Here is a 23,355-nt window from a genome sequence, read left to right as displayed (position 1 = left end):
GACGCCTCAAGGGCCGGGATGGACGGGCGGAAGCCCGAACCCGCCGACCAGGTCCGGGCCGCCGCCGAAGACGAGGATGCGCGCGATGCCCTCGTCCGTCACGGTGAGGACGCCGAGCCCGAACGCGCGGTGCACGCCGTCCTCATCGCGCCGGTAGGCGGCCGCGGCGGGCTGTCCGTTCGCGACGGTCGGGATCATCCGCCAGTCCCCGGGCGAGCCGATCACCCGGGTGAGGAAGCGCAGGCAGGTCGCGCGTCCCGAGAACCAGGTGCGGGTGCCGACCAGCTCGATCGCCGCGTCCGTGCGCAGCGCCCGCTCCAGCGCCGCCGTGTCGGCGTTCTCGAAACCGGCGACGTACTGGTCGAGCAGCGCCCGCGTCCGCGGCTCTGTGGGCTCGCTGATCCGCGTCCGCTCCGGGTCCACCTCGTCAAGGCGGGCACGGGCCCGCTGCAACGTGCTCTTGACCGCCGTGACGGTGGTGCCGAGCATGTCCGCGACCTCGGCGGCCGGGAAGGCGAGGACCTCGCGCAGGATGAACACCGCCCGCTGCCGTGGCGGCAGATACTGCAGGCTGGCGATCAGCGCCAGCCGCAGCCCCTCACGAGAGGCGACGATGGTCGCCGGGTCCCGCGACTCCGGCGCCACCGGCGCGTCCGGGAACGGCTGCAGCCATGCCACATCGGACCCGGCGGGTCCGGGCGGGACCTCCGGGTCACCCGCCGGACCGCCCAGACCGGACGGCAACGCCCGCCGACCACGGTTCTTCAAGGCGGTCAGGCAGGCGTTGGTCGCGATCCGGTACAGCCAGACCCGCAGTGACGACCGTCCCTCGAACGCGCCGTAGGAGCGCCACGCCCGCAGATAGGTCTCCTGGACGAGGTCCTCGGCCTCGTCCGCCGACCCGAGCAGCCGGTAGCAATGCGCCAGCAGCTCGCGCCTGAACGGCTCGGCACGCTGGGCGAACTCACCGGCCTCGGGCACCGCGCCCTCCTTGTCGATCGTCAAAGTCCGAGCCTTGGACGTACCCAGTCCGCCATGCGGCGGATCGCGTCGTCCGCCTCCGGCGCCCGTCCGGCGGCCATCTGGAAGGTGTGCTGCATGCCGGGGAAGACGTCGAGCCGGACGTCGACTCCGGCCTTGCGGGCGTGCTCGTCCAGGCGCCGCGCGTCGTCCAGCAGTACCTCGTCCCCGGCGGTCTGGATGTAGATCGGCCCGAGCCCGGACAGATCGGCGTACAGCGGGTTGGCCATCGGATCGCGAGGATCGCCGCCTTCGCCGAGGAAGGCGCCCGCCAGCTCGCGCACGCCGTCCCTGGTGAAGAAGGCGTCCTTCTGCCGGTTGGTCTCGTACGACTCGCCGACGGCCTCCATGTCCACCCAGGGCGAGAACGGCAGCGCGGCGGCCGGAAGCGGCAACCCCTGCTCCCGGGCCCGCAACTGCGTGGTGATCGAAAGCCCGCCACCGCAGGAATCCCCGGCGAACGCGACCCGCTCGGCGCTGATCCCCTCGCCTAGCAGCCACCGGTAGACGGCGGTGGCGTCATCGACCTGCGCCGGATGGACGTGCCCCGGCGCGAGGCGGTAATCGAAGATCAATGCCCGCGCCCCGGTCGCCTTGGCGAGATGGCCGAACATCTTGCGGTGCGAGTACTTCGACCCGCCCACGAACCCGCCGCCATGAATGCACAGCAGCACGTGCTGCTCGCTGCTCCGCTTCGGCACCGCCCACATCGCGGGCACACCGCCCGCGTCGGTCTCGATGTAGTCGACCTGGCGCGGCTCGGCCGTCAGACCGCCCCACGCGTCGTCGGCGACCTCGGCGTCCTGCGGTCCTGCCAGGCGCAGCGCCGCCCAGTGCCTCTTGACTGCTTCAGACTGCTCACTCGGCATGATCACGTCCCCTTTCCCTCGCCAATGCAGACCACCGACGTCCGAAAAGGAATCGTCGCTCGGTCAGAGACCGAGGAGGCGACGTGGATGCCAGGAAGGTGCGGCTGCTGCGGCTCAGAGCTTTCGACCATGCGCGGGCCCGAGATCGGTTTGAATGATCGGCATGCAGATGATCAAAAGGCCGTGGGGCGTGGCCGCGTATGGCGCGTCAAGTGTGAAGGCGATGCCCGACCTGGTGCGGGCCAGGTTCAAGGTGATCCGGGTCGAGCAGACGCCCTCGCAGGCGTTCGCCGCGGCCAGCGACGCCGTGCAAGCGGTGCGGCAGACGTTGCGGCGGCACGGGATATCGGACGCCGCCGTCCAGCATTCGCGGCTCGGCCTGAAGAGTTCGTGGAGCTACGGCGGATCGGAGCGCAAGTTCCTCGGGTACGAGTGCCAGGCCTCATTCGCCGTCGAGTCTGGAAATCTGGACGACGTCCAATCCCTGCTGGTCGATCTGGTCGCCGCGGGCGCCAACGAGATCGAGGGCGTCGACTTCGACGTCTCCGGCAAGGGCGAACTGCGAGCCGAGGCCCGCCGCCAGGCGGTCGGCGCGGCCCGGCGCAAAGCCGAACTGTACGCCGAGGCCGCCGGCGTGCGACTCGGCGCCCTTGTGCACATCGATGACGTCGACCCCGAGCAGGTCGGATTCGAGCGGTATCGCGGGCACGGCTCGGGCGGCGCGGCCTCGGCCCAGGACCTGGCACCCGGACACGTTGTGGTGTCCGCCGCGGTAACCCTGGGCTTCTCCATCACCCACGACTGACAAGCGCCGAACCCAGAGACCCCCTATCTGGATAGCCTCAGCGGCGTGCCTTCTGATGAACTCCCGGCCCCTCCTGCATTCGAAGCGGTCATCTCCTGGGCTGGTGCCGGACGAGTAGTACGTGCCGCCGAATCCGACGTGGCGACCTGGCGGCTTCCCAAACCACAAAAGGCGGCCCTGGTCTCCTGCGGCATACCGCTGATCGCCGACCTGGTGGACGCGGTCTCGTTCAACGCGGAGCCGACGACCTACAGGTTGGCACGCGTCGGCGACGAGTCATCCGACCTGGGCTGGGAGTACGCCGCCGTGCCGGAGAGCGGCAAGGTGCTACAAGCAGTCTCGTCGGACGGCAGCACAAAATTCGTCAACTCAACAATCAACCACTGGCTGCGCTCGCTACACCTGGTCGGCAGCCACCTGGCCGCCTCCACCGCCCTCAGCCACTGGGACGAAGACGACCAGGCCGAAGAGGAAGCATTGGCGGAACTCGCCGACCTCCTAGACCAGATCAGAAAGCTCGACCCACCCGCCTTCGCCGACGGCAACCACCAAACCCACTTCTGGCCCGCCACGCTAGACCGATGGCTCTACTAATCGACCCAGACCCCTCCTTCTCCCGCATGTACTCGGTGAACTGGCCGAGCCCGGGATCTGCAGGTGACCAAAGTAGGTAAACCCGATCCGGCCGCATTGGTGTGCGTGGGCGCTACGTACACCCGTGGTACTGCGGTCGTCGGACTCTCGAACCCAGGACTAAGGCCGACGATGCGGAAGGTGTGTTCAGGGGGTGGCTGGTTTGCGGGCGGTGAGCAGGCGGGTCGGGACCCACGGGCTGCCCCACCACGCGCGCCAGCCGAGGCCGCGCACGCGGATGTCCTGGGCGTTCAGCCGCGCCAGCACCGCGGCGTACTCGCGAGGGGTCCGCGCCAGGTCGGCGATCAGCAGGCGGCCGCCCGGCCGCAGCACCCGGTACGCCTCGGCGATCGCTTGGGCACGGGCGTCCGCGCCGAAGATGGTGTGCACCGTCAGGCTGGACACGACCAGGTCGAAGCTTGCCTCAGCGTACGGAAGTCTGCGCAGGTCACCCCCTTGCACGTGGACGCGGTCGGCGACGCCTTCGGCGCGGGCGTTGCGCAGGGTCGCCGCCGGGGTGTTGCCGGACTGGTCCCGTCCGCGCCACAGGTCCACGCCGACCGCCCGGCCCTGCGGGAGGCGCCGGGCGGCGGCCAACAGGACGGCGCCGCGTCCGCAGCCGAGGTCGAGCAGCCGTTCGTCGCCACGCAGGTCCAGCTCGTCCAGAACGTCCCGCCAGACCAGGAACTTGCCACGCAGCGTGGCGTGCAGGCTCAAGGCCAGGCATCCCGCCAGCAGGGTGCCGGAGACCAGTGCGGGTAGCGCGGCGGCCAGACCGGCGGTGACCGCCATCACCAGCCCGGTCACCCAGAACCCCAGTACGACCAGGCCCACGAAGCCGAACCCGTAGGGCGCATCCATCCCGTACCGCGCGCCAGGCATCCCGCCACTCTGCCACGAACCGGCCGCTCGGTGGCCGGCTACGACGCACTGGTCCACCGTGCCTGGGCCTGGCGCTCGCGCTGGTCGCCGACGACGTTGAGCTCGCGGTTTTGGAGGACGTGGATGGCCTTGGCCAGGTGACCGGCCTGGTGCGGGCAGCAACGTAGCTTGGTCAGGATCTTCCTGCTCTTGAGCTGCGCGTTCGCGCGCTCGCCGGGGGCCGCGGAGCTTGGCGCGGGAGCGGTTAGCGTCCTTGAGCGGCTCGGGGCTTGTCCTTGCCCTTGTAGGGCGTGCGGGCAAGGGCCGACGTAGCCCTTGTCGCCAGCACCAGGAACCCGGCTGCGGCCAGTTAGCGGATCAGGACGGCCGAGCGGAACCCGGCCGCGTCTGCGGCCTCGACGTGATCTCGGCTCGCCGGCCCGAGGCGCTTGGGGAGAGCGGCGCGGGTCACCGGGTTCGGTGCCGGAGCAGGAGCATGGCGGCGTCGTCGGTGAGCGGTGCGCCGACGAAGCGGGTCAGATCGGCCTGCAGTTCATCGAGCGCCGCTTCGGGATCGGCGGCGTCGAGGATTTCTGTACGTTCGGTCAACGGGTAGAACGCGCCCTTCTTGTTGCGAGCCTCGGTGACCCCGTCGGTGTAGAACAGGATTTGATCACCGGGCGCGAACGTCCGGCAGTGCGCCGGGTCGGGGTCGGCGGTGAAATTGCCCAGGCCCAGGGGCGGCGCGGGCGCCGACGCGTCCAGCGTCTCGGAGGTCTTGCCCGAGCGGATCAGCAGCGGCGGCGGGTGACCGCGGTTCAGCAGCGTGATCGCGTCCCCCTGGAGCTCGGCGAGGACCGCGGTGACGAACTGTTCGCTGGTGAGGTGACGCGCCAGGGCCTTTTCGATCCGCGCGGTGACGCTGGGCAGGTCGGGCTCGTCGTAGGCGGCTTCCCGGAAGGCGCCCAGGACGACCGCTGCCGTCTCAACGGCTTCCAGTCCCTTGCCTTGCACATCACCGACGATGACGCGGACGCCATTCGGTGTCATCACCACTTCGTACAGGTCGCCGCCGATCGTCGCCTGGGCCGCCGCCGATACATAGCGAACGGTCGCGCGGATCGGGCCCACACGCCGAGGTACGGGCCGCAGCAGGACGCGCTGGGCGACCTGAGCGACGGTGCGAACATCGGCCAGCTCGCGTTCATGGCGCACCCGATAGACGGTGGCCAGCATGCTGGCGGCGACGACCCCGACGATCGAAACGAAGGTGAGGTTGCTGTTGCGGGTGCCGAGCAGATTGTCGTATTGAGCCAGGACGGCGTAGAGCACAAGGGCGAGCCCGCCCACGGCGGCCGTTCGGCGGACGCGGGCGGAGAGACTCGCGAAGGCGGGCCCCAAGGACAACAGCGGCAGATAGCCAACGCTGGGTCCCGCCAGCACGTCACCGACCGCGACCACCGTCATCATGGCGAAGGGGAGGGCGTCGAGAAATGCCCTTTCGCCGCGATCCGTCCGTGGCCCCACCCATCTGTCCCCTGATTGCAACCGCCTTGATCGTTCACAGCCTAGCGTCACCCTCGCTGATCACGTGAAACGCACGGCGAACCCGTCCCGCCATCGTCGGCTGGAAGACCTGCCAAAACGTGCCGCTCCTGTACATCCTGAGCGTGCAACGTCACCTGCACATCGTCGCCTGCGCCGCTTTTGCTGAGCCTCCCCACCCGACAATGCAACGATCGAGTGAACCGGCCTTTCGGTAACTTTAATAAGAGAAGGCCGAAAAGGCGTCGCAGCCTGGCGAAAGATCTAGTGCGACGTGAGGCAGGCATTGGCTCACGACGGAGACGGCTGTGATCTGCAAAGTGCGGTCCCCGGTATGCAGAAATCCGCAGACCGTCGCTGTGCGGCCGGTTAGGGTCGGGCAGCGAACCGCGCGGAAGGGGATTTTGTGGCGCGTTTAACGAGGGCCGAGAAGGACCGAAACAAGATGGTGGCCTGGTGGAGCTTTATCATCCTGCTGGGTGTGTTCGCGTGGCAGTCGGGCCGTCCGGAAGTAGGGCTCCTGCCGATCCTTGGCTGGTCCTATTATCAACTGTTCTCGGCACCCAAGCTCTGCGGCGTGGAAACCACCAGGGGCCACCCTTGTAAGAACCGCGCATACGGCAGGCTGATGGCATGTAAGAACGAACCCTCGCATGACATCTACAAAAGAGACGCCTTCCTGCGGCTGCTCGGCGTCCACCGGGGAGGACGGCCGATTACCGCGCCCGCATCGCACGAGCGGACTCCACGCGCCTCCACGGAGTCGCACACGAACGCTTCGCCTCCGGCGACGGTAGAGGCGAGACAACAAGCCCTCGCGATGCTGACGATCGCCCTCACGCTCATCGGAACGGCGGCCACCGTCGTCCAGACCGTACTGACGGCATGAACCGGCGGTGCGCCCGGCGACCTGGCGAACTCCATGAGCCGAACCCGCGCGGTGGCAGTGGCCCGGCCGTGAAGGCCGCGGCGTGCCGTTCGGGCGGCGTTGAACGGCACGCCGCGGGGCTGGGCGTGCGTCAGGTGGCGATGTCGCGGCGTCGGAACCCGGCTAGCCCGACCGCGATCAGGGCGGCGGCGATGGCCAGAAGGATCACGATGGGCAACGCGCTGACCTCGGCGCCCGGGAGTTGCGGGACGTGGCCGAAGGGGGAGAGGTCGGCCATCCAGTCCGGCCATTGGAACAGCCCGCCGAGCATGCCGACCACCAGGGCGTACACCAGCACCGCCCACGCGAGTGCTATGGCCCGTGGCAGCAGCCCGTACAGCGCGATCGCCAGCGCCGCGGTGATCCACATCGCCGGGACGTAGGCCAGCGCAGCGCCGAGCAGCCGCGGGATCATTCCCGGGTCGTCCAGCGCGGTGGCCGCGGCGACCCCCAGGCCCAGGGCGCTGAGCAGCAGAAGGAAGGCCCCGCCGAGCAGCGCGACGGTCAGGTGGGCGGTGGCCCACCGGGTCCGGGACACGCCGGTGGCAAGGACCGGTTCCGCGCGTCCGGCGGCCTCTTCGCTCTGTGCGCGCTGGGCGGCCAGGATCGCGTAGACCGACACGAACATGGCGAGGACGGAGACGATGATCGTCAGCCATGAGTCGACGATGCTTCCGCCCGGAACGTCCTGGATCCAGTCGCGGACCGTCCCGCTGTCGGCGGCCATGTCCTCCACGCTGCTCACCAGCGACCCGTACATCAGGCCGGTGATCAGCATCGCCAGGCTCCACCAGAGCAGGGCGGCGCGCTGCAGCCGCAGCGCGAGCCCGAGGGGTGTGGACAGCAGCGGTGACGCGGTCGCCGGTCCGGGACGCGGCCGTACCAGCCCGGCGCCCAGGTCGCGCCGGGCGGCCAGGCGGTAGGCGACGGCGATCAGCGTCGCGGTGACCGCGATCGCGATGCCGAGCGGCCACCAGCGTTCGTCGACGTACGCGCGGGTGGCCTGCGCCCAGCCGATCGGGGACAGCCAGGACAGGGCGCCGTTGCTCATGTCGCCGGCCGCCCGCAGGGCGTAGGCGGTGCCCAGCAGTGCTCCGGCGATTCCGGCCGCGCCCCGGGCATGCTCGGTCACCTGGGCGGTGACGGCGGCGACGCCGGTGAACACCAGCCCGGCCGCGGTGACCGACGCGGCGAAGGCGATCGAGCCGGCCCAGGTGATGGACTCCACGCCGCTGGAACCGAGGCCGAGGGCCAGCAGCGCGCCGAGCAGGAGGTTGGCTCCGGCGACCACGATCAGGGTGGCGGTGAGCGGGGCGCGTCGCCCGACCACGCTGGCGCGGACCAGCTCGGCGCATCCGGTCTCCTCCTCGGCGCGGGTGTGCCGGGTGACCAGCAGGACGCTCATCAGGGCCGCGAAGATCGCGACGTAGAGGAGCATCTCGTTCGAGATCATCGCGCCGTAGGTGTAGCCGTCCAGGCCGTGGCCGGGGCCGGCGAGGGCGGCGCCGGTGGGGGAGTCCATGAGCTCCGCGCGGGCCTGCCGCTCCTTCGCCGAGGGGTAGGTGGTGGTGAAGCTCGACACCGAGGAGACCGTGCTGAGCACCAGGGCGGCGATCCACACGGGAAGGCGGACTCTGTCACGGCGCAGCGTGAACCGGACGAGCGTCGCGGTTCCGCGCAGGGAGCCGCCGCGGTGATGCCTTGGCGGCGCCGCGGCCACGGTCGCGGCGGCCATCACGCGTCATCCTGTTCGCGCCGCGCGTCCGGCGCGGTCGGCGGGCCGGGCCGGGCCGCGTGCGCGGCCGGGGCGGGATCGTCTTGGTAGTGGCGCAGGAACAGTTCCTCAAGCGTGGGCGGTCGGCTGGTCAGGGACCGGACGCCGGTCCTGGTCAGCAGCTTGAGCGCCTCGTCCAGGCGCTCGGTGTCGACTTCGAAGTCGATCCGGTTGCCGTCGATCTTCGGGTCGTGCACGCCGGGCAGCCGTGTGATGCCGTCCGGAGGGCCGGCCAGCTCGGCGTGGATGGACGTGCGGGTCAGGTGGCGCAGGTCATCGAGCGTGCCCGTCTCGACGCTGCGGCCGTTGCGGATGATGGTGACGCGGTGGCACAGCGCTTCGACCTCGCTGAGGATGTGGCTCGACAGGAGCACCGTCCGGCCGTCGCCTGCCCGTTCCAGGACGCAGTCGCGGAAGACCTCCTCCATCAGCGGGTCCAGCCCGGAGGTGGGTTCGTCGAGGATCAGCAGCTCGACGTCGGAGGCCAGCGCGGCGACGAGCGCCACCTTTTGCCGGTTGCCCTTGGAGTAGGCGCGTCCCTTCTTCTTGGGATCGAGTTCGAAGCGTTCGAGCAGGTCGGCGAGGCGGGTCTTGTCCAGTCCGCCGCGCAGCCGGCCGAGCAGGGCGATCGCCTCACCGCCGGACAGGTTCGGCCAGAGGGTGACGTCGCCGGGGACGTAGGCGAGCCGCCGGTGAAGTGCCGTGGCGTCCGCCCAGGGGTCGCCGTCCAGGAGACGGACCGTTCCGGCGTCGGCGTGCAGCAGGCCGAGCAGGACGCGGATCGTGGTCGATTTCCCGGAGCCGTTGGGGCCGAGGAAGCCGTGGATCTCGCCGGTGGCGACGTTGAGGTCGAGGCCGTCCAGGGCATGGGTACGACCGAACGATTTGTGCAGGCCGGTAATGGATATGGGGTCGCTCATCGGGACTCCTTCTGCGTCAGTATTCGACAGCGAAACGGAGTTGCCGGTACACACGGGAAATCCACCGGAGTGCAGGCGCGAATCATCGCCGACCACGCATTCCGGAGGCGTGATCGAACGGAATTGCGGCAGCTACCGGCGGTGGTGTCCGGCTCCCGGGCGGGGCGGGTCGGAGTCGGCTTTGCGGGCCGCGGCGTGGGCGGACGACAGCCGCCCCATCGGACCTGGCGTGGAAGGTGCGAGCAGCTCTAGAACGGCAGGTCGTCCGGCTACGTGGACGACGCACGCGGCCGGTCGATCCGAACCGGCACCCTGCGATGTGCTCACAACCCTAAGCTACACATCGTCCAAGGCCTTTTAAAGGCGAGAAACTGCAAGGTCGCACTGAATCAGAGAAGAGAGACCAACAGGAAGAGGCCGAGAAGCAGCGCCACCCACAAGACCATGACGTCGGTGGGCCACGGGACCCCGAGCCACCCTCGCGCCTGCAGGGGCCGGAAGGCGATGGCGGAGGCGCGTTCGGCCCTGCGCTGTAGGGGCTTGGCGATCTGGTCCCGCGCGCGCGTCGCTCCCCGGAGTCCCGTGCGCCAGAAGCGGGGCAGGTAGCGGCGGTAGAGCACGTCGGCGTCCAGGTTCACCGAGGGCAGCTCGGGCGGGTAGAGACCGGTCCGCATCAGCACGGTGAACGCCATCGAGGCGAGCAGCAGCAGCTGCACCTGGTTGACCACGTGCGGAACCGTGTAGGCCGAGTAGTCCATCTCGTAGGGCAGCAGGCCGTACAGCAGGTTCGGCGCCACTCCGATGGTGATGGAGCAGGCCGCGGCCAGACCCATCGCGAGGCGCATGTTCAGCGGCGCTTCGGCGACCCGGTGCCCCCGGTCATGGGCGAAGAAGGCGAAGAAGGGGATCTTGATTCCGGCGTGGTGGAACACCCCGGCCGAGGCGAACAGGAGCAGCAGCCAGACGGCGGTGCGGTGCTCCTCCGCGACCGCCTCCATGATGATCGATTTGGTGGCGAATCCGGAGAAGAGCGGGAAGGCGGAGATGGACGCGGCTCCGACGACGCAAAGGATCATGGTCTGCGGCATTGACTTGTAGAGCCCGCCCAGTTCTGATCCTTTGGTCGTCCCGGTGCGCAGCAGGACCGCGCCCATGCTCATGAACAGCAGGCCCTTGAACAGGATGTCGGCGAACGCGTGCGCCGCCGCGCCGTTGACCCCGAGCGCGCCGCCGACCCCGACCGCGGCGACCATGAAACCGAGCTGGTTGATCATGCTGTAGGCCAGCACCCGGCGCAGGTCGTTCTCGATCACGGCGTAGAAGATCGGGAAGCAGGCCATCGCCACGCCCACCCACACCAGCGCCCCGGTTCCGGGGAAGCCGCGGGCCAGCACGTAGACGGCGAACTTGGTGGTGAACGCCGACAGCGCCACGGTGCCGACGATGGTGGCCTCCGGGTAGGTGTCCTGCAGCCAGGCGTGCAGGACGGGGAAGGCGCACTTGATCCCGACGGCGAGCAGGATCAGCACGCCGCCGGCTCCGGTCACCCCGATGAAGCCGAACTCCAGACCGGCCCCGGACTGCACGTGCAGGACGATGCCGCCCAGCATCAGCAGGCCCGAGGCGACCTGCGCGACGAGATAGCGCATCCCCGCGCGGTAGGCCCGCTCGGTGCGCCGCGCCCAGATCAGGAACACCGAGGACAGGCCGGCCAGCTCCCAGAAGACGAAGAGCGTGAGCAGGTCGCCGGCGAGCGCCCCGCCGACAGCGGACGAGGCGTAGATGGGGATCACGGTCTGCTGCATCCGGTCCCGCACGTTCAGGGCGTAGATCATCGAGATGAAGGCCGCCACGAGGAAGGCCGTCGCGAAGACTCGCGCGAGGGCGTCCACCCGCAACGGCTCCAGCTCAAGGCCGAGCATCTCGAAACCGCCGTGGACGCCCTCGGGCAGAGTCCACAGGGTCACCAGCGCAACGAGCGGAAGCAGCATCATCCAAGCCGCGCGCACCCGGCCGTTCAGCAGCGGGATGGGCAGCGCGCCGACGATGAGCAGCAGCGCCGGGTTAATCGTCATCGTCGGTCCGCTCTGGCCGCTCGTAGAAGTCCTCGCGGCGCATCAGCACCCGGCGCAGTTGCTTGGCCACTAGCACCAGAGTCACGCTGCCGAGGAAGCCGAAGGCGGCGTAGAAGCCGAAGAGATTCTCGACATCGAAGAACGGGTGCTTGGTGTAGAGCAGATCGACGAGGAACACCAAGGCGCACAGGCCGTAGAGGCCATGGACGAGACGGTCGACGTTGCGGGGCTCGTCCAGCCAACGATGATCGTCTTTCACGGCGACTCCAAGACCTCGTTGAGGGGGGCGATGACCGCATCGACTCCGGCGAACAGGGCCACGCAGGCCACGGCGGTCAGGACCAGCGGGAGCACCAGGGTCCACGGCGCCTCACCAGAGCCGCCCGGCCCTGCGGGCGGCTCGGCGGGCGGTCGGAAGAACGCCCGCACCGGGATCGGCATCAGGTAGGCCAGCGACAGCAGGGACCCCACCAGCAGGACGCCGAACATCACGGTCTGCCCCGCGTCGGCCGCTCCCAGAAGGAGCAGCCATTTGCTCCAGACACCGCCCAGCGGGGGCAACCCGACGATGGAGACCGCGGCGACCAGGAAGGCCCCGAACGTCCAGGGCATGGCGCGGCCGAGCCCGTCGAGCTCGCTGACCCGTGTCCGGTTCGTCGCGGTGTAGACGGCACCGGCGCAGAAGAACAGAGTGATCTTGGCGGCGGCGTGGTTGACGATGTGCAGCGCGCCGCCCGTGGCGGCGAGGTCGTTGGCCAGCGTGGCGGCGAGCACGATGTAGGCCAGCTGGCTCACCGTCGAGTAGGCCAGCCGCTCCTTGAGATCGTCGCGCGTGACCGCGATCAGGCCCGCCCCCAGCAGCGTGACCGCCGCGACCCACATCATCGGCTCCGCCGCTCCGGTGACGTCGAGGGTGTCCAGGCCGAAGACGTAGATCGAGACCTTGAGCACCGTGAACACGCCAGCCTTGACCACCGCCACCGCGTGCAGCAGGGCCGACACCGGCGTGGGCGCCACCATGGCTCCCGGCAGCCAGCGGTGGAAGGGGAACAGCGCTGCCTTCCCGATACCGAACAGGTAGAGCGCGTACAGCACCGTCAGGGTGGCGGCGCCCGTCTTGCCCTCCAGAATCCCACCGGGCACGAAATCGGTGGTCCCGGCCAGGATCGCCGTCCACACGAGAGCCGGAAGCAGCAGGCCGATCGAGGTCGTCAGCAACAGCACCAGATAGACGCGTCCGCCGCGTTTGGCCTGTTCGTTGCCCGAGTGGATGACCAGCGGCCACGTCGACAGCGTCAGGACCTCGTAGCCGATGAACAACGTGGCCAGGTTGCCGGCGAACGCGATCCACAACGCCGCCGCGATGGACAGGGCGAAGAAGAAGTAGAAGCGGGTCTGGCGGCGCTGCAGGTTTCCGCGCATGTAGCCGATGGCGTACAGGGTCGTCACCGGCCACAGCAGCGCGGCGACGGTCGCGAACAGCAGCCCGAGCGGTTCCAGTGTGAACACCAGCGAGATGCCCGGCAGCCAGTCCCACAGCCGGAAACGCAGCCCGTCGTCCACCGCGGGCCACAGCGAGAGAACCATCGCCGCCACCACCACGCCGGCCACCAGCGAGGCCGCCTCACGCAGGTTGGAATGGCGCCGGAGGGCAAGTACCGCCAGACCGCCCAACAGCGGCACCGCCACAGCGGCCGGCAGGGCGACCGCGGCGTCGGGCGACAGCCAGCCGGCGGACTGGACGCTCATTCCGCGACTCCCAGCAGGGCGGCCGCAGCGTCTTCGGCCAGGCTCATCGGCCAGCCCGGCGCCAGACCGAACACCAGTGACAGCAGGACGAGCGACCAGGTCGCGGCGGCCATGGACAGCGGTGGTCTCGCCGCCGTCACGGGCTCCGGCTCGGCGGGACGGCGAAACCAGCCGATCTCGATGACCCGCCCCACATAGACCAGGGACAGCAGGGAACTGATCAGCAGCACCGCCAGGACCGCCCAGCGCCCTTCCTCGATGAGCGCCTCCGCGAGCACCCATTTGCTGACGAACCCGGCCGTCGGCGGCACCCCGACCAGTCCGAGCCCGGCCAGGACGATCGCGGCGAACGTCCACGGCATGCTCCGGCTGAGCCCCGCCATCGCCGGCAGCCGCGCCGAACCGAGCCGCAGCACCACGATCCCCGCCGCGGCGAACAGCGCGCCCTTGATCAACGCGTGGTTGATGATGTGCAGGTAGGCGGCGGTCAGGCCATCGGCGGTCGCGAGACTGAACCCGGCGACGATGTACCCGACCTGGGCGATGCTCGACCAGGCCAGCAGGTACTTGAAGTCGGTCTGGAAGCAGGCGACTGCGGAGGCGACCAGCATGGCCAGGCAGGCCAGCAGGAGCCCGATCTCGGTAATCGGCATCCTGCCGAAGACCAGCGCCGCCCCGAAGACGCCGAACGCGAAGCGCAGCAACGCATAGATCGCCACCTTGGTGTTGGTGGCCGACAGGAACATGGAGACCGCCGACGGCGCCTCCGCGTAGGCGTCCGGCAGCCAGGCGTGTAGGGGGAACAGGGCCATCTTGATGGCCAGCCCCACGAACACGAAGATGACCGCCGCGGCCAGAGCGCGGTTGCCGTAGATGTCGGGGAGCCGCTGCGCCAGATCGGCCATGTTGAGCGTCCCGGTCACGGCGTAGGCCAGCCCGATCCCGATCAGCACGAACGTGGCGCCGATGGTTCCGACGATCAGGTACTGCAACGCGGCCAGAAGCGCCCGCTTGCGCCGTCCCATGGCGACCAGCGCGTACGAGGACAGCGAGGTGATCTCCAGGAAGACGAAAGCGTTGAAGGCGTCGCCGGTGGCCGTGATCCCGAGCAGACCCGTCAGGTTCAGGCAGAGGCAGGCGTAGAACAGCGGAACCTTCGGCGCCTCGATCTCAGCCGCGATGCTCCGCCGGCTGTAGACGGCCGCGGCCAGCCCGATGGCCGACACCAGGATCAGCACCGGAACGTTGGCCTTGTCGATCACGTACTCGATGCCCGCCGGCGGCCGCCATCCGCCCATGGCGTAGCGGAACACCTCGCCCCGGGCGACGTGCCAGGCCATCACCGAGGCGCAGGCCAGCGATGCCGCCGAGGCGATCAGGAACAGCAGCCAGGCGACCGTCCGGGAACGCAGGAGCGCGCACAGCGGAGCGCACAGCAACGGGATCACGACCTGCAGCGCGGGCAACTGGGCCGTCACGACGAATCCCCGTCGAGCGGAGCTCGTCCATTGGATGGCGGTGGGTGGCCGGAGGACGGTCCGTCGTCGGCCTTGTCCCGCTCGATGACCTCGTTCTCCTCGAGCGTGCCGTAGGCCTCATAGATCCGCACCGCGAGCGCGAGCCCCAGCGATGTGGTGGCGACACCGACGACGATCGCTGTGAGGATCAGTACATGCGGCAATGGATGGGAGTAGGTTTCGACGCCCTTTTCGATGATCGGTGCCCGTCCTCCCTTGACCTTCCCGAGGGAGATGTAGAACATGAACACGCCGATCTGGAAAAGGTTCAGGCCGATCAGCTTCTTCACCAGGTTGCCGTGGCTGATGACCGTGTACAGGCCGATCACCATCATGGTGAAGGAGAGCCAGTAGATATAGTGGCCGCCGATCACCGACGCGCTCCACGATTGGCGAAACTGTAGAACACCGCAATCAGCACGGCGGCCACCGTGATTCCCACCCCGGTCTCGATGACCAGAATGCCGAGATGCTGACCTTCCTTGGGATGGTCGGGCACGAGAGTGCCGTAGTCGAGGAACGAGCCGCCCAAGGCCATGTTCACGATACCGAGACCGGCGTAGAGCAGTACGCCCGCCGGCAGGAGGGCCAGCATCACCGGCCACGGCAAGACACGTTCGACACTTCTGATGCCGAAAACCAGCCCGTAGAGGACGAAGCCGGCCGCGAAGATCACACCTGCCTGGAATCCTCCGCCCGGACCATAATCGCCGTGGAAGAGGACATAGCACGCGAAAATAAGTATGAAGGGTATCAATATCTTGCTGGCGACACGAAGGACTCGGTACTCGCTCATCACGTTCGCTCGCGCTTCGTCGCGCTCTTCATGCCCGTCGCGGTCGGTGCGCCGCCGTGTCCGCATCAGCAGAAGCGGCACGGTGACTCCCGCCGTGAAAATCACGACCAATTCGCCTAGAGTGTCATAGCCGCGATAGCTGGCCAGAACTGCTGCGACGGTGTTCGGAATACCGACGTCCTTCTGTGAATCCTGAAGATAGGTCTCGGTCACCGGATGGGTCTGTACGGGCGTGTCCGGTTCGGCGAAGGACGGCAGGTCCTGGCTCGCGTAGACCAAGGTGGCGCCCAGCAGCAGGGCCACCGCCGCGCCCGACCAGAGTTTGCGGCGAGGCGTGACCGCCTCACGTGAACGGGTCAGCGCCAGCGCCACGAGGAACAGGACCGTGCTGATCCCCGTCCCCACGGCCGCTTCGGTGATGGCCACGTCCAGCGCGTCCAGGGATACGAACAGGCTCGCCGACAGCAGTCCGGCCAGCGCGGTCAGCATGGTCGCCTCGTAGAGCGCGCGCAGCCGCGTGACGGCGATCGCGGTGGCCACGAGCAGGGCGAACAACGAGACGTTCATCAGCACCAGCAGCGACATCAGCGACGGCTCTCGCCTTCGGCAGGGAGCCGCTCGCCGTCCCGGCGCGCCGCCTGTGCGAGCGCATGCGCGGCGGTCGGACCCGTCAGCATCATGAACAACAAGATCAACACCAGTCTGACCGCGCTCTGCCAGCTCTCCACCTGCAGGAGCAGACCCAGGATCAGCAGGCTCGCTCCGGCGGTGTCGGTGAGGCTGCCGGCGTGCGTGCGCGTGTAGAAGTCCGGGAACCGCAATAGGCCGACGCCCCCCGAGACCACGAGCGCGCAACCGGCCAGCAGCAGCGCGCCGCTCGCGGCATCGATGAGCAGGGAGACGTTCACCGCGCCTTCCCCACGCCGGTCTCGGGCAGCAATTCCTCAAGGTGGGTCAGGCGCAGCACGGCGATCGTGGTCACGAAATTGACCAGTGCGTAGAGCAATGCGATCTCGAATATGTACGATCGGCCTGAAATCGTTCCGACCACCGCGATGAAGAGAACGGTCTTCGTTCCGAATACATTGATCGCCAATATCCTGTTGTAAAGCCTGGGTCCCAGGAATGCTCGGGCCAGGGCCAGGGCCATGGCGACGAGAAGCGCGACGACGGCGGCGACGAGCATCAGCGCGCCTCCAGCCTTGTGACACGGTCCAGCATCGCGCCGCCCTCTAGTTCGGTGATGCCCTCCTGGTGAATGCTGTGAACCTCGATATCCTCCTCCCGAAAAGAAACCGAGAGCGTTCCCGGCGTCAATGTGATCGAGTTCGCGTAAACGACCTTCGACAAGTCCGGCAGGCCGGTGGTCGGTATCGTGGCGACGACGGGACGGGGCCGCCTCCGCGGCGACCACACCAGTCGCACAACCGTCAGCGCCGAAAGAAGGATCTGCCCGCCCAGCCACAGCAGATAGCGCGGCAGGCGCGGCAGAAGCCGCAGTGGGAGACTCTCCTCATCGATGACCGCCATTCGCAGTACCACCCAGATCACCAGAACCACGGAGAATGCGCCAAGTATCAGCAGCAGCGGCGTATAGTGCCCGGATATCATCAGCCAGAAGGCCGCGAGCAACGGCATCAGTTTCAGCGCCGTGGCGCGACGCCTCGAATCTCGCACATTCCTTGTGGACATCCTTCTCCCGTACCGATCTTCCACCTGGACTGCGGACGATCTTCGAGCGTGGCGAGGGGGCCTGCCGTTGTATGACTCCGCCGATCATGCGCCGTTCGGGGCGCGATCTGTTTCACCGACGCGCATGGTCCGCGGGACCGGCGCAAGGAACGAGGTGACGAGTGCGGCGTTCGCCCAGATGATTCGCTCATCTGGTACACCGAGGCGGGGGAGCCTGGCCGGTCTCGGCGATGCGGGGCCACCGGCTGCCCGCGGCCGAGCCGTGAAAGCGGTGAGTGGGAAGGTCATAGACGCACTCCGAGAGACGTTCGGTCAGGACTCGCCGACCAGACTTCCCGGCACACCAGTTCACGACCCTAACGGGATTCGCGCCAGATGACCACACAGGCTCTCTGGTGATCATCACGTCATCTCCGCGCCGACCTGCTCGTGTGCCGAACCTGGAGCGACACGGCAGCCCACCTGCTCGGGTGGTGCCAGCGTGATCGCGTGATGACGCCGAAGGTGGCGACGGACGATCGTCGCCCGGCGGCCCCGGGGTGCTTGGCCTTTCTCGTTAGGCAATCGGTGGAGTTCCCGTTAAGGTCGTGAGTCGGTGTGCCGGGAAGTCTGGTCGGCGATTCTGTCCGATCGTCCCCCGGGAATGTGCCGATGACTGCACTGCTCACCGTCTTCGCGGCCCTGCTGCTGTTGGCCGTCCTAGTGTCCAGCCTGGCCAACCGCACGGTCCTGTCCACCGCGGCGCTATTCCTGGTCGGCGGCTTCCTGCTCGGTGACGGTGTCACCGGGGTGGTGGAGGTCCAGCCGGGCGACTCGCTGGTCTACGGGTTGGCCGAACTCGCGCTTTTCGCCGTGCTGTTCACCGATGGGATGCACGCCGGGTGGCAGGATCTGCGCAGCGCCTGGCGCCTGCCGGGACGCGCCCTGGGCTGGGGATTGCCGCTGACCTTGCTTGTGACCACCGGTCTGGCGCACTACGTGGTGGGCTTGGGCTGGGTGGAGTCGCTGCTGATCGCCGCGGTGCTCACCCCCACTGACCCGGTGTTCGCGGCCGCGCTGGTCGGCAACGAGCGCGTGCCGCCGCGTCTGCGGCATCTGCTGAACGTCGAGTCCGGCGTCAACGACGGGATGATCCTGCCGTTCGTGGTGCTGTTCCTGGCCATCGCCCAGGGGTCGGACGACCTGCATCTGGGCGAGCTCGGCTCCGAGCTCGCTCTCGGGCTGGTCATCGGCGTGGCCGTGCCGTGGGCGGCGATCATGCTTGAGCGCACCCGGCTGTTCGCCATCTCCGCCAAGTACGAGCCGCTCAACGCGGTCGCGATCGGCCTGCTGGTCCTGGCGCTGGGCAAGGCCACGCACGGCAACCTGTTCCTGGCGGCCTTCGCGGCCGGTGTCACCGTCGCCACCATCGGCGACCAGCATCGTCGAGCGTTCGAGGAGTTCGGGGAACTGGTCGCCGAGCTGCTCAAGCTGGCCGCGCTGCTGATCTTCGGTGCGCTGCTGAGCCCGGCGTTCCTCGGCGATGTCGGCTTGCGGGGCTGGGTCTTCGCCGTGCTGGCCCTGGTGGCCGCGAGGCCGGTGGCCATCTGGCTGTCGTTCCTGCGTTCCGGGTTGACCGCTCGCGAGCAGGCCGCGGTGATGTGGTTCGGCCCCAAGGGTTTCGCGTCGGTCGTGTACGGGCTGCTGGTGCTCGAATCGGGCATCTCGGCCGCCGACCAGATCTTCCACCTGGTCGCGGCCACCATCGCATTGTCCATCCTGGCGCACTCCTCGACCGATGTCGTGGTCGCGCGGGGCTTCGACGACGAACGCGAGGTGCCCGCCTGGTTCGGCCCCGTGCTCGGCAGGGCGCGGACACTCGTGCGCAGACCCAAGCGAACCGACCCGCCCACCGAAGAGCACTCGTTGTGACCAATTCCGGAAGGTGACGTCAAAGGCGAGGGCCTTCAGCCCCACGTGCGTCACCGATTCCGTAGCAGTCCGCCACAGTGGAGATCGCTGGAGTCTCACATGACCGCATCCGGACCGCCGCAGCCGGCCAAGCCCGGATCTGAACCTGATGACTTCGAGACCAAGGCCGAGTTGTTGCGGCTGCTCGCGGACGGTGCCGTCCAGGGCATCGACTGGTACGCCCCCGACAACGATCGATTCGCCAGTCTGGTCGGAAGAATCGCCGCCACCGACAGCCTGTGGATGCTGCGCTGCATCGCCTGGCTGCGCGCCTCTGAAGCCCTGGCCCCGGCCGCGATCGTCGGCGCGGTCGAGATGGTGCGAGCGCTGTTGGACACGGGCGGGGACGCGGGCGGCAACCGGAGGATCATCGATCTCGTCCTGCAGCGCGCCGACGAGCCCGGCGCCATGCTCGGCTACTGCCTCGACCGGCACGGCGGACGCCTCAGCAAACCGATCCAACGCGGCATCGCCGACGCCGCGAAAAGGCTCTACAACGAGGAATCCGCCACCGAGTTCGACCTCCCAGGGCGAGGGCCCCGGTTCGCCGACGTCCTCTCGACCACTCACCCGAAGCCGGATTCGCGCTGGCAGGCTGACTTCTTCCGCTATCTCCTCCAACGCCGGACCTCGGTCACCCGGCCGGCGCCGGCCCCCGCAGAGCCCATGGCCGATCCCGCGCTGGGAACGGTGCTCGCAGACGCGGCCAGGACAGGACGGACCCCATTCTGAGCCTCTGGCCACAAGCGAGTCACACCCTTGGGGCGCCTCTCAGCTACAGCGGTAAGGACGAACAGCTGCTTCCATTGATATCCGGATGCCGCCCGCCGGTCCTCTAGAGATCGTCCTGCCAGGCCGTTACCTCCCGGACACTCATCAGCGCCGCGACCGCGAGCAGCAGGACGGTGAGGACGAATGCCATGATCAATACGGGAATCCACGGTCCATCGGGCGGCATGCCGAACAGAACCGCCCCGGCCAGGAGATCGGCGATTCCTGCGGCCAGGAGCCACGGTCCCGCCACGGCTTGGGCGGCGCCCCATGCTCGCGTATCAGGTCGTTCATCGGACGTGCCGCTGCCGTCGCGACCGCCGTGGACGGGCTGTGCCTGAGCCCCCAGCAGCCCGGTCACGCTCAAGGCGAACCCGACGAACACGCCGAGGAGTGCCGGGATGTCGATCATTGCAACCTCGCGCTGTCGCCGCAGATCTCCATCGTCCACCACCATGCCGGTCGACGCACCCATAACGACCCGTTCGGCGGCTTCGACTCGGTGAAACCCCTGGACGACAACCGGTGTCGTGGCGGAATCTCGCCCTAATTCGTCAGAGATTGGTCGTCAGGACCGGCGTGTACCGTGGAAGCCGTGCGCGCACGTGAACTCGCCGTCGAGTTTCCCACCGTCACTCCTGACAGCAGCGCCGCCGAGGCCGCCCGGTTGCTGGCCGAGAATGGGCTTCCCGGCTTGATCGTGGTCGATGAACGGCACCACCCCAAGGCCGTTCTCCCCGGAACGCAACTGCTTCGTTCCGTCATACCGCACTACGTCCGCGACGCTCCGACACTCGCGCGTGTCTATGACGAAGGCCATGCCGATAGGTTGTGCGCGCATCTCGCAGGTAAGAGTGTCGCCGACCTACTCGGTCATGAACGCACACCGGTACTCGAGAGGATGGCGGTGGCGCTAGGCCACGTAGCCGCCCTGCCAGTCAGATGCGTTCGGTGAAGCGTTCGACCTTGGCGATGGGCCCGGCGACCAGGATGACATCGCCGTACTGCAGGACGGTGTCGGCGGTGGCATACGTGAACTGCTCACCGACGGACTTCACGCACACCACCGTCACACCGTGTTTGGAGCGAAGTCGGGTCTCGCCCAGCGGCACATTGACGAGGTCGCGGGGTGGATGGGTCTTGACCAGGGCGAAGTCCGCGTCCACCTCGATGTAGTCGAGCATGCGGCCGCTGACCAGATGCGCGACGCGCTCGCCCATGTCGTTCTCGGGCAGCACGATGTGGTGGGCGCCGATCCGTTCCAGGATGCGCTTGTGCTGATGGGTCACGGCCTTGGCCCAGATGTCGTCGACTTCCAGCTCGGCCAGCAGCGACGTGGTCAGGATGCTGGCCTCCAGGTCACTGCCGATGGCGACCACCGCCCGGCGGAACTCGGTGACGCCGAGTTCGCGCAGCGCTTCCAGGTCGGTGGCGTCCGCGGCGACGATATGCGTCAGCCGCCCCGACAGCGCTTGGACGATCTTGGGGCGGTGGTCGATGGCCAGCACCTCGGTACCGCGCTTGGCCAGCTCCAGCGCCAGCGCGGTGCCGAACCGTCCCAGCCCGATCACCACGACCGGGTCGTTTCCGTGGTCAGCCAACGATGGGTCGCTCCTCCGGTAGCTCGTAGCGGGCGGCGCGCTCGCGCAGCGCCAGCGCGGTGGCGAACGTCAGCGGCCCGATGCGTCCCAGGAACATCAGCGCGATCAGCAGCAGGTGCCCGGCCGCCGGAAGGCCGGCGGTGATGCCGGTGGAGAGGCCGACGGTGCCGAACGCCGAGGTGACCTCGAACAGTACCTGGTCCAGCGAATGGTGGGTCATGGCCAGCAGGGCGAATGTCACGGCGGTGATCAGTCCCAGGCTCAGCAGCACGATCGCCATCGCCTGACGCTGCGTGCCTTCGGGGAGCCTGCGATGGCTGACGTTCACGTGGGTCTCCCCGCGCATCTCGGCCCACAGCACGAACCCCAGCAGCCCGAAGGTGGTGACCTTGATCCCGCCGGCGGTGCCGGCGCTGCCGCCGCCGATGAACATCAGCACGTCGGTGATCAGCCAGCTCTCCGGCCGCATCGCGGCGACGTCGATGGTGTTGAAACCGGCGGTGCGCGGCATCACCGCCGCCGCGAAACCGGCCAGCCACCGCTGCGGCTCCTGCATCCCGCCCAACGTCGCGGGGTTCTTCCACTCGGCCGCCGTCAGCACCACCGTCCCACCGGCGAGCAGCACCCCCGTCATCCCGACCGTGACCCGAGTGAGGATCGTCCATACGCGCGGACGCCGCCAGTTGCGGGCCAGGTCGAACACCACCGGGAAACCGAGCCCGCCGACGATGATCGCCGCACAGATCGTCAGATTGATCCAGGGGTCGGTCGCGAACCGCACGAGGCTGTCGGGCCACAGCGCGAACCCGGCATTGTTGAAGGCCGACACCGCATGAAACACGCCCAGATAAAGGGCACGGCCAAACGGTTCGCCGTAGCCCAGCACCAGCCGCGCGGTCAACACTCCCGCGACCAGCGTCTCCGACACCAGGCTGAAGATGACCACGTTCCGGACGACGCGTCGCACGTCGGTCATCCGCATGGTCTTGGTCTCGGCCTGCGCCGCCATCCTGACCCGCAAGCCCAGTCGCCGCGACAGCAGTACGGCGAACAAGGTCGCCAGTGTCATCAGTCCCAGGCCGCCCACTTGGATCAACCCCAGGATGACCAGCTCACCGAACGTCGACCAGTAGGCGCCGGTATCCACCGTGACCAGACCGGTCACGCACACCGCCGAGGTCGCGGTGAACAGCGCGTCCCGCCAGTGCGCCCCCTCCGCCTCCGCCGTCGCCTGCGGCAGCGACAGCAGCAGCGTCCCGGCCGCGATCGTCACCACGAACCCGGTGACCACGACCTGGCCCGGATGCTGGAACCGCTCCAGCAGCGCCGACCCCCGAGGACCCCGGCGAAGCCTCAACCGACTCGATCGAAACAGTGCGGCTCCCCAACGAGATCATCAGTGCGCGATCACATACCACCACAACCGCCACCGAAAGACACGACCGGCTCTCCGCCCGGCGCATTGTTCGCCTTGCCGCAGTCGGCAGGCCACACCACACCTCACCGGCCGCCCGTCAGATCAGGCGCGCCCACCTGATCGTCTTCGTCGATGGCCACGAGGCCACTTGCGTCCCCCGGAAGTGACCGCCACGCCCCGTCTACTTGACGACTCGCGAACGTCGTCACGCACCTGCCTGCAGGAACAGGACGCCGAGAGGCTCGCCAAGGACACGGGAATCGCGCTTTCTGTCCAGTCCACGACTGCCGTGCGTCAGGCGTGGGCTCAGCCGCCGCGGCGACGGCGCGCTTCGTGCGTCCAAGACAAGTCGGCTCCGCTGTGTCCTTGCGAGCCTCTGTCCCATGCACGCACGTCGCGACGGTTCTCGCGCGCCTGGGCCGACAGTGCCGC

At 68.4% G+C, this 23,355-nt stretch carries 24 protein-coding genes and 1 pseudogene; 5 read left to right on the top strand and 20 right to left on the bottom strand.

The window, feature by feature from the left end; all coding sequences use genetic code 11:
• Window positions 1–6: 6 nt before the first annotated feature.
• Window positions 7–1,005 carry a sigma-70 family RNA polymerase sigma factor gene (locus tag E1287_RS14410; RefSeq protein ID WP_243719007.1) on the bottom strand — a complete coding sequence of 333 codons (999 nt, stop codon included), beginning with the start codon at window positions 1,003–1,005 and terminating at the stop codon, window positions 7–9.
• Complete coding sequence (locus tag E1287_RS14405; RefSeq protein WP_131965424.1) at window positions 1,002–1,889, bottom strand: alpha/beta hydrolase; 888 nt, start codon at window positions 1,887–1,889, stop codon at window positions 1,002–1,004. Before E1287_RS14405 ends, E1287_RS14410 begins: the two co-directional genes overlap by 4 nt.
• A gap of 163 nt (window positions 1,890–2,052) precedes the next feature.
• Between E1287_RS14405 and E1287_RS14400 the strand changes: the two genes are divergently transcribed.
• Together E1287_RS14400 and E1287_RS14395 are read left to right on the top strand one after the other, a co-directional pair.
• Window positions 2,053–2,694: an SIMPL domain-containing protein gene (locus E1287_RS14400; protein ID WP_207934213.1), complete on the top strand. Its 642-nt coding sequence runs from the start codon at window positions 2,053–2,055 to the stop codon at window positions 2,692–2,694.
• Between the two features lie 45 nt (window positions 2,695–2,739).
• The gene (locus E1287_RS14395) at window positions 2,740–3,288 is read left to right on the top strand and encodes an SUKH-4 family immunity protein (RefSeq protein WP_165969002.1); all 549 of its coding nucleotides are present in this window, start codon (window positions 2,740–2,742) and stop codon (window positions 3,286–3,288) included.
• A 186-nt stretch (window positions 3,289–3,474) separates the two neighbouring features.
• Here E1287_RS14395 and E1287_RS14390 read toward each other — a convergent pair whose 3' ends face one another.
• The 3 genes and pseudogenes from E1287_RS14390 to E1287_RS14380 all read right to left on the bottom strand — a co-directional run bounded on the left by E1287_RS14390 (window position 3,475) and on the right by E1287_RS14380 (window position 5,715).
• Complete coding sequence (locus E1287_RS14390) at window positions 3,475–4,209, bottom strand: class I SAM-dependent methyltransferase (protein ID WP_131965421.1); 735 nt, start codon at window positions 4,207–4,209, stop codon at window positions 3,475–3,477.
• Between the two features lie 38 nt (window positions 4,210–4,247).
• Window positions 4,248–4,501, bottom strand: a pseudogene (locus E1287_RS14385) (hypothetical protein); the annotation flags it as partial.
• 155 nt (window positions 4,502–4,656) lie between these two features.
• Complete coding sequence (locus E1287_RS14380; protein WP_243719005.1) at window positions 4,657–5,715, bottom strand: PP2C family protein-serine/threonine phosphatase; 1,059 nt, start codon at window positions 5,713–5,715, stop codon at window positions 4,657–4,659.
• Between the two features lie 463 nt (window positions 5,716–6,178).
• Here E1287_RS14380 and E1287_RS14375 point away from each other — a divergent pair, with 463 nt between their 5' ends.
• Window positions 6,179–6,622 (top strand): hypothetical protein, encoded by a 444-nt coding sequence (locus tag E1287_RS14375; protein WP_131965420.1) that lies wholly within the window; start codon window positions 6,179–6,181, stop codon window positions 6,620–6,622.
• Between the two features lie 130 nt (window positions 6,623–6,752).
• On the opposite strand, the gene E1287_RS14370 is transcribed toward E1287_RS14375, so the two are convergent.
• The 11 genes from E1287_RS14370 to E1287_RS14320 all read right to left on the bottom strand — a co-directional run bounded on the left by E1287_RS14370 (window position 6,753) and on the right by E1287_RS14320 (window position 17,130).
• Window positions 6,753–8,396: an ABC transporter permease gene (locus E1287_RS14370; RefSeq protein ID WP_131965419.1), complete on the bottom strand. Its 1,644-nt coding sequence runs from the start codon at window positions 8,394–8,396 to the stop codon at window positions 6,753–6,755.
• Entirely contained in the window at window positions 8,396–9,355 is a 960-nt protein-coding gene (locus E1287_RS14365) for an ABC transporter ATP-binding protein (protein WP_131965418.1), read from the bottom strand. The genes E1287_RS14370 and E1287_RS14365 overlap by 1 nt, the downstream gene beginning before the upstream one ends.
• 389 nt (window positions 9,356–9,744) lie before the next feature.
• On the bottom strand, window positions 9,745–11,430 hold the full coding sequence (locus tag E1287_RS14360; RefSeq protein WP_131965417.1) for a Na(+)/H(+) antiporter subunit D: 1,686 nt from the start codon (window positions 11,428–11,430) through the stop codon (window positions 9,745–9,747).
• Window positions 11,420–11,689: a hypothetical protein gene (locus E1287_RS14355; protein ID WP_131965416.1), complete on the bottom strand. Its 270-nt coding sequence runs from the start codon at window positions 11,687–11,689 to the stop codon at window positions 11,420–11,422. Before E1287_RS14355 ends, E1287_RS14360 begins: the two co-directional genes overlap by 11 nt.
• A complete protein-coding gene (locus E1287_RS14350) occupies window positions 11,686–13,179 on the bottom strand; it encodes a proton-conducting transporter membrane subunit (protein ID WP_165969001.1) in 1,494 nt (497 codons plus the stop codon). Before E1287_RS14350 ends, E1287_RS14355 begins: the two co-directional genes overlap by 4 nt.
• Window positions 13,176–14,657, bottom strand: coding sequence for a monovalent cation/H+ antiporter subunit D family protein (locus tag E1287_RS14345; RefSeq protein WP_131965415.1), 1,482 nt, complete (start codon window positions 14,655–14,657; stop codon window positions 13,176–13,178). The genes E1287_RS14350 and E1287_RS14345 overlap by 4 nt, the downstream gene beginning before the upstream one ends.
• Entirely contained in the window at window positions 14,654–15,070 is a 417-nt protein-coding gene (locus tag E1287_RS14340; protein WP_131965414.1) for a cation:proton antiporter subunit C, read from the bottom strand. The genes E1287_RS14345 and E1287_RS14340 overlap by 4 nt, the downstream gene beginning before the upstream one ends.
• Window positions 15,067–16,077 carry a DUF4040 domain-containing protein gene (locus tag E1287_RS14335; RefSeq protein WP_131965413.1) on the bottom strand — a complete coding sequence of 337 codons (1,011 nt, stop codon included), beginning with the start codon at window positions 16,075–16,077 and terminating at the stop codon, window positions 15,067–15,069. The genes E1287_RS14340 and E1287_RS14335 overlap by 4 nt, the downstream gene beginning before the upstream one ends.
• Window positions 16,077–16,400, bottom strand: a complete 324-nt coding sequence (mnhG, locus tag E1287_RS14330; protein ID WP_131965412.1) for a monovalent cation/H(+) antiporter subunit G — start codon at window positions 16,398–16,400, stop codon at window positions 16,077–16,079. The genes E1287_RS14335 and mnhG overlap by 1 nt, the downstream gene beginning before the upstream one ends.
• Window positions 16,397–16,678 (bottom strand): monovalent cation/H+ antiporter complex subunit F, encoded by a 282-nt coding sequence (locus E1287_RS14325; RefSeq protein ID WP_131965411.1) that lies wholly within the window; start codon window positions 16,676–16,678, stop codon window positions 16,397–16,399. Before E1287_RS14325 ends, mnhG begins: the two co-directional genes overlap by 4 nt.
• Window positions 16,678–17,130: a Na+/H+ antiporter subunit E gene (locus E1287_RS14320; protein WP_165969000.1), complete on the bottom strand. Its 453-nt coding sequence runs from the start codon at window positions 17,128–17,130 to the stop codon at window positions 16,678–16,680. Before E1287_RS14320 ends, E1287_RS14325 begins: the two co-directional genes overlap by 1 nt.
• A gap of 705 nt (window positions 17,131–17,835) precedes the next feature.
• Between E1287_RS14320 and E1287_RS14315 the strand changes: the two genes are divergently transcribed.
• Together E1287_RS14315 and E1287_RS14310 are read left to right on the top strand one after the other, a co-directional pair.
• Complete coding sequence (locus E1287_RS14315; RefSeq protein ID WP_131965409.1) at window positions 17,836–19,095, top strand: cation:proton antiporter; 1,260 nt, start codon at window positions 17,836–17,838, stop codon at window positions 19,093–19,095.
• A gap of 99 nt (window positions 19,096–19,194) precedes the next feature.
• Window positions 19,195–19,866, top strand: a complete 672-nt coding sequence (locus E1287_RS14310) for a hypothetical protein (RefSeq protein WP_131965408.1) — start codon at window positions 19,195–19,197, stop codon at window positions 19,864–19,866.
• A gap of 103 nt (window positions 19,867–19,969) precedes the next feature.
• On the opposite strand, the gene E1287_RS14305 is transcribed toward E1287_RS14310, so the two are convergent.
• The 4 genes from E1287_RS14305 to E1287_RS14290 form a co-directional block, all read right to left on the bottom strand.
• Complete coding sequence (locus E1287_RS14305) at window positions 19,970–20,362, bottom strand: hypothetical protein (RefSeq protein WP_131965407.1); 393 nt, start codon at window positions 20,360–20,362, stop codon at window positions 19,970–19,972.
• Between the two features lie 111 nt (window positions 20,363–20,473).
• On the bottom strand, window positions 20,474–20,725 hold the full coding sequence (locus tag E1287_RS45620) for a hypothetical protein (RefSeq protein ID WP_243719004.1): 252 nt from the start codon (window positions 20,723–20,725) through the stop codon (window positions 20,474–20,476).
• 118 nt (window positions 20,726–20,843) lie between these two features.
• Window positions 20,844–21,506, bottom strand: a complete 663-nt coding sequence (locus E1287_RS14295) for a TrkA family potassium uptake protein (protein ID WP_207934212.1) — start codon at window positions 21,504–21,506, stop codon at window positions 20,844–20,846.
• Entirely contained in the window at window positions 21,499–22,797 is a 1,299-nt protein-coding gene (locus E1287_RS14290; protein WP_347813971.1) for a potassium transporter TrkG, read from the bottom strand. The genes E1287_RS14295 and E1287_RS14290 overlap by 8 nt, the downstream gene beginning before the upstream one ends.
• Window positions 22,798–23,355 lie beyond the last annotated feature (558 nt).

Origin of the sequence: Actinomadura sp. KC06 (assembly GCF_004348735.1) — a bacterium.
Lineage (GTDB): Bacteria > Actinomycetota > Actinomycetes > Streptosporangiales > Streptosporangiaceae > Spirillospora.
The sequence above is the reverse complement of the archived record's forward strand: the minus strand, read 5'-3'. Positions and strand labels throughout refer to the sequence as shown.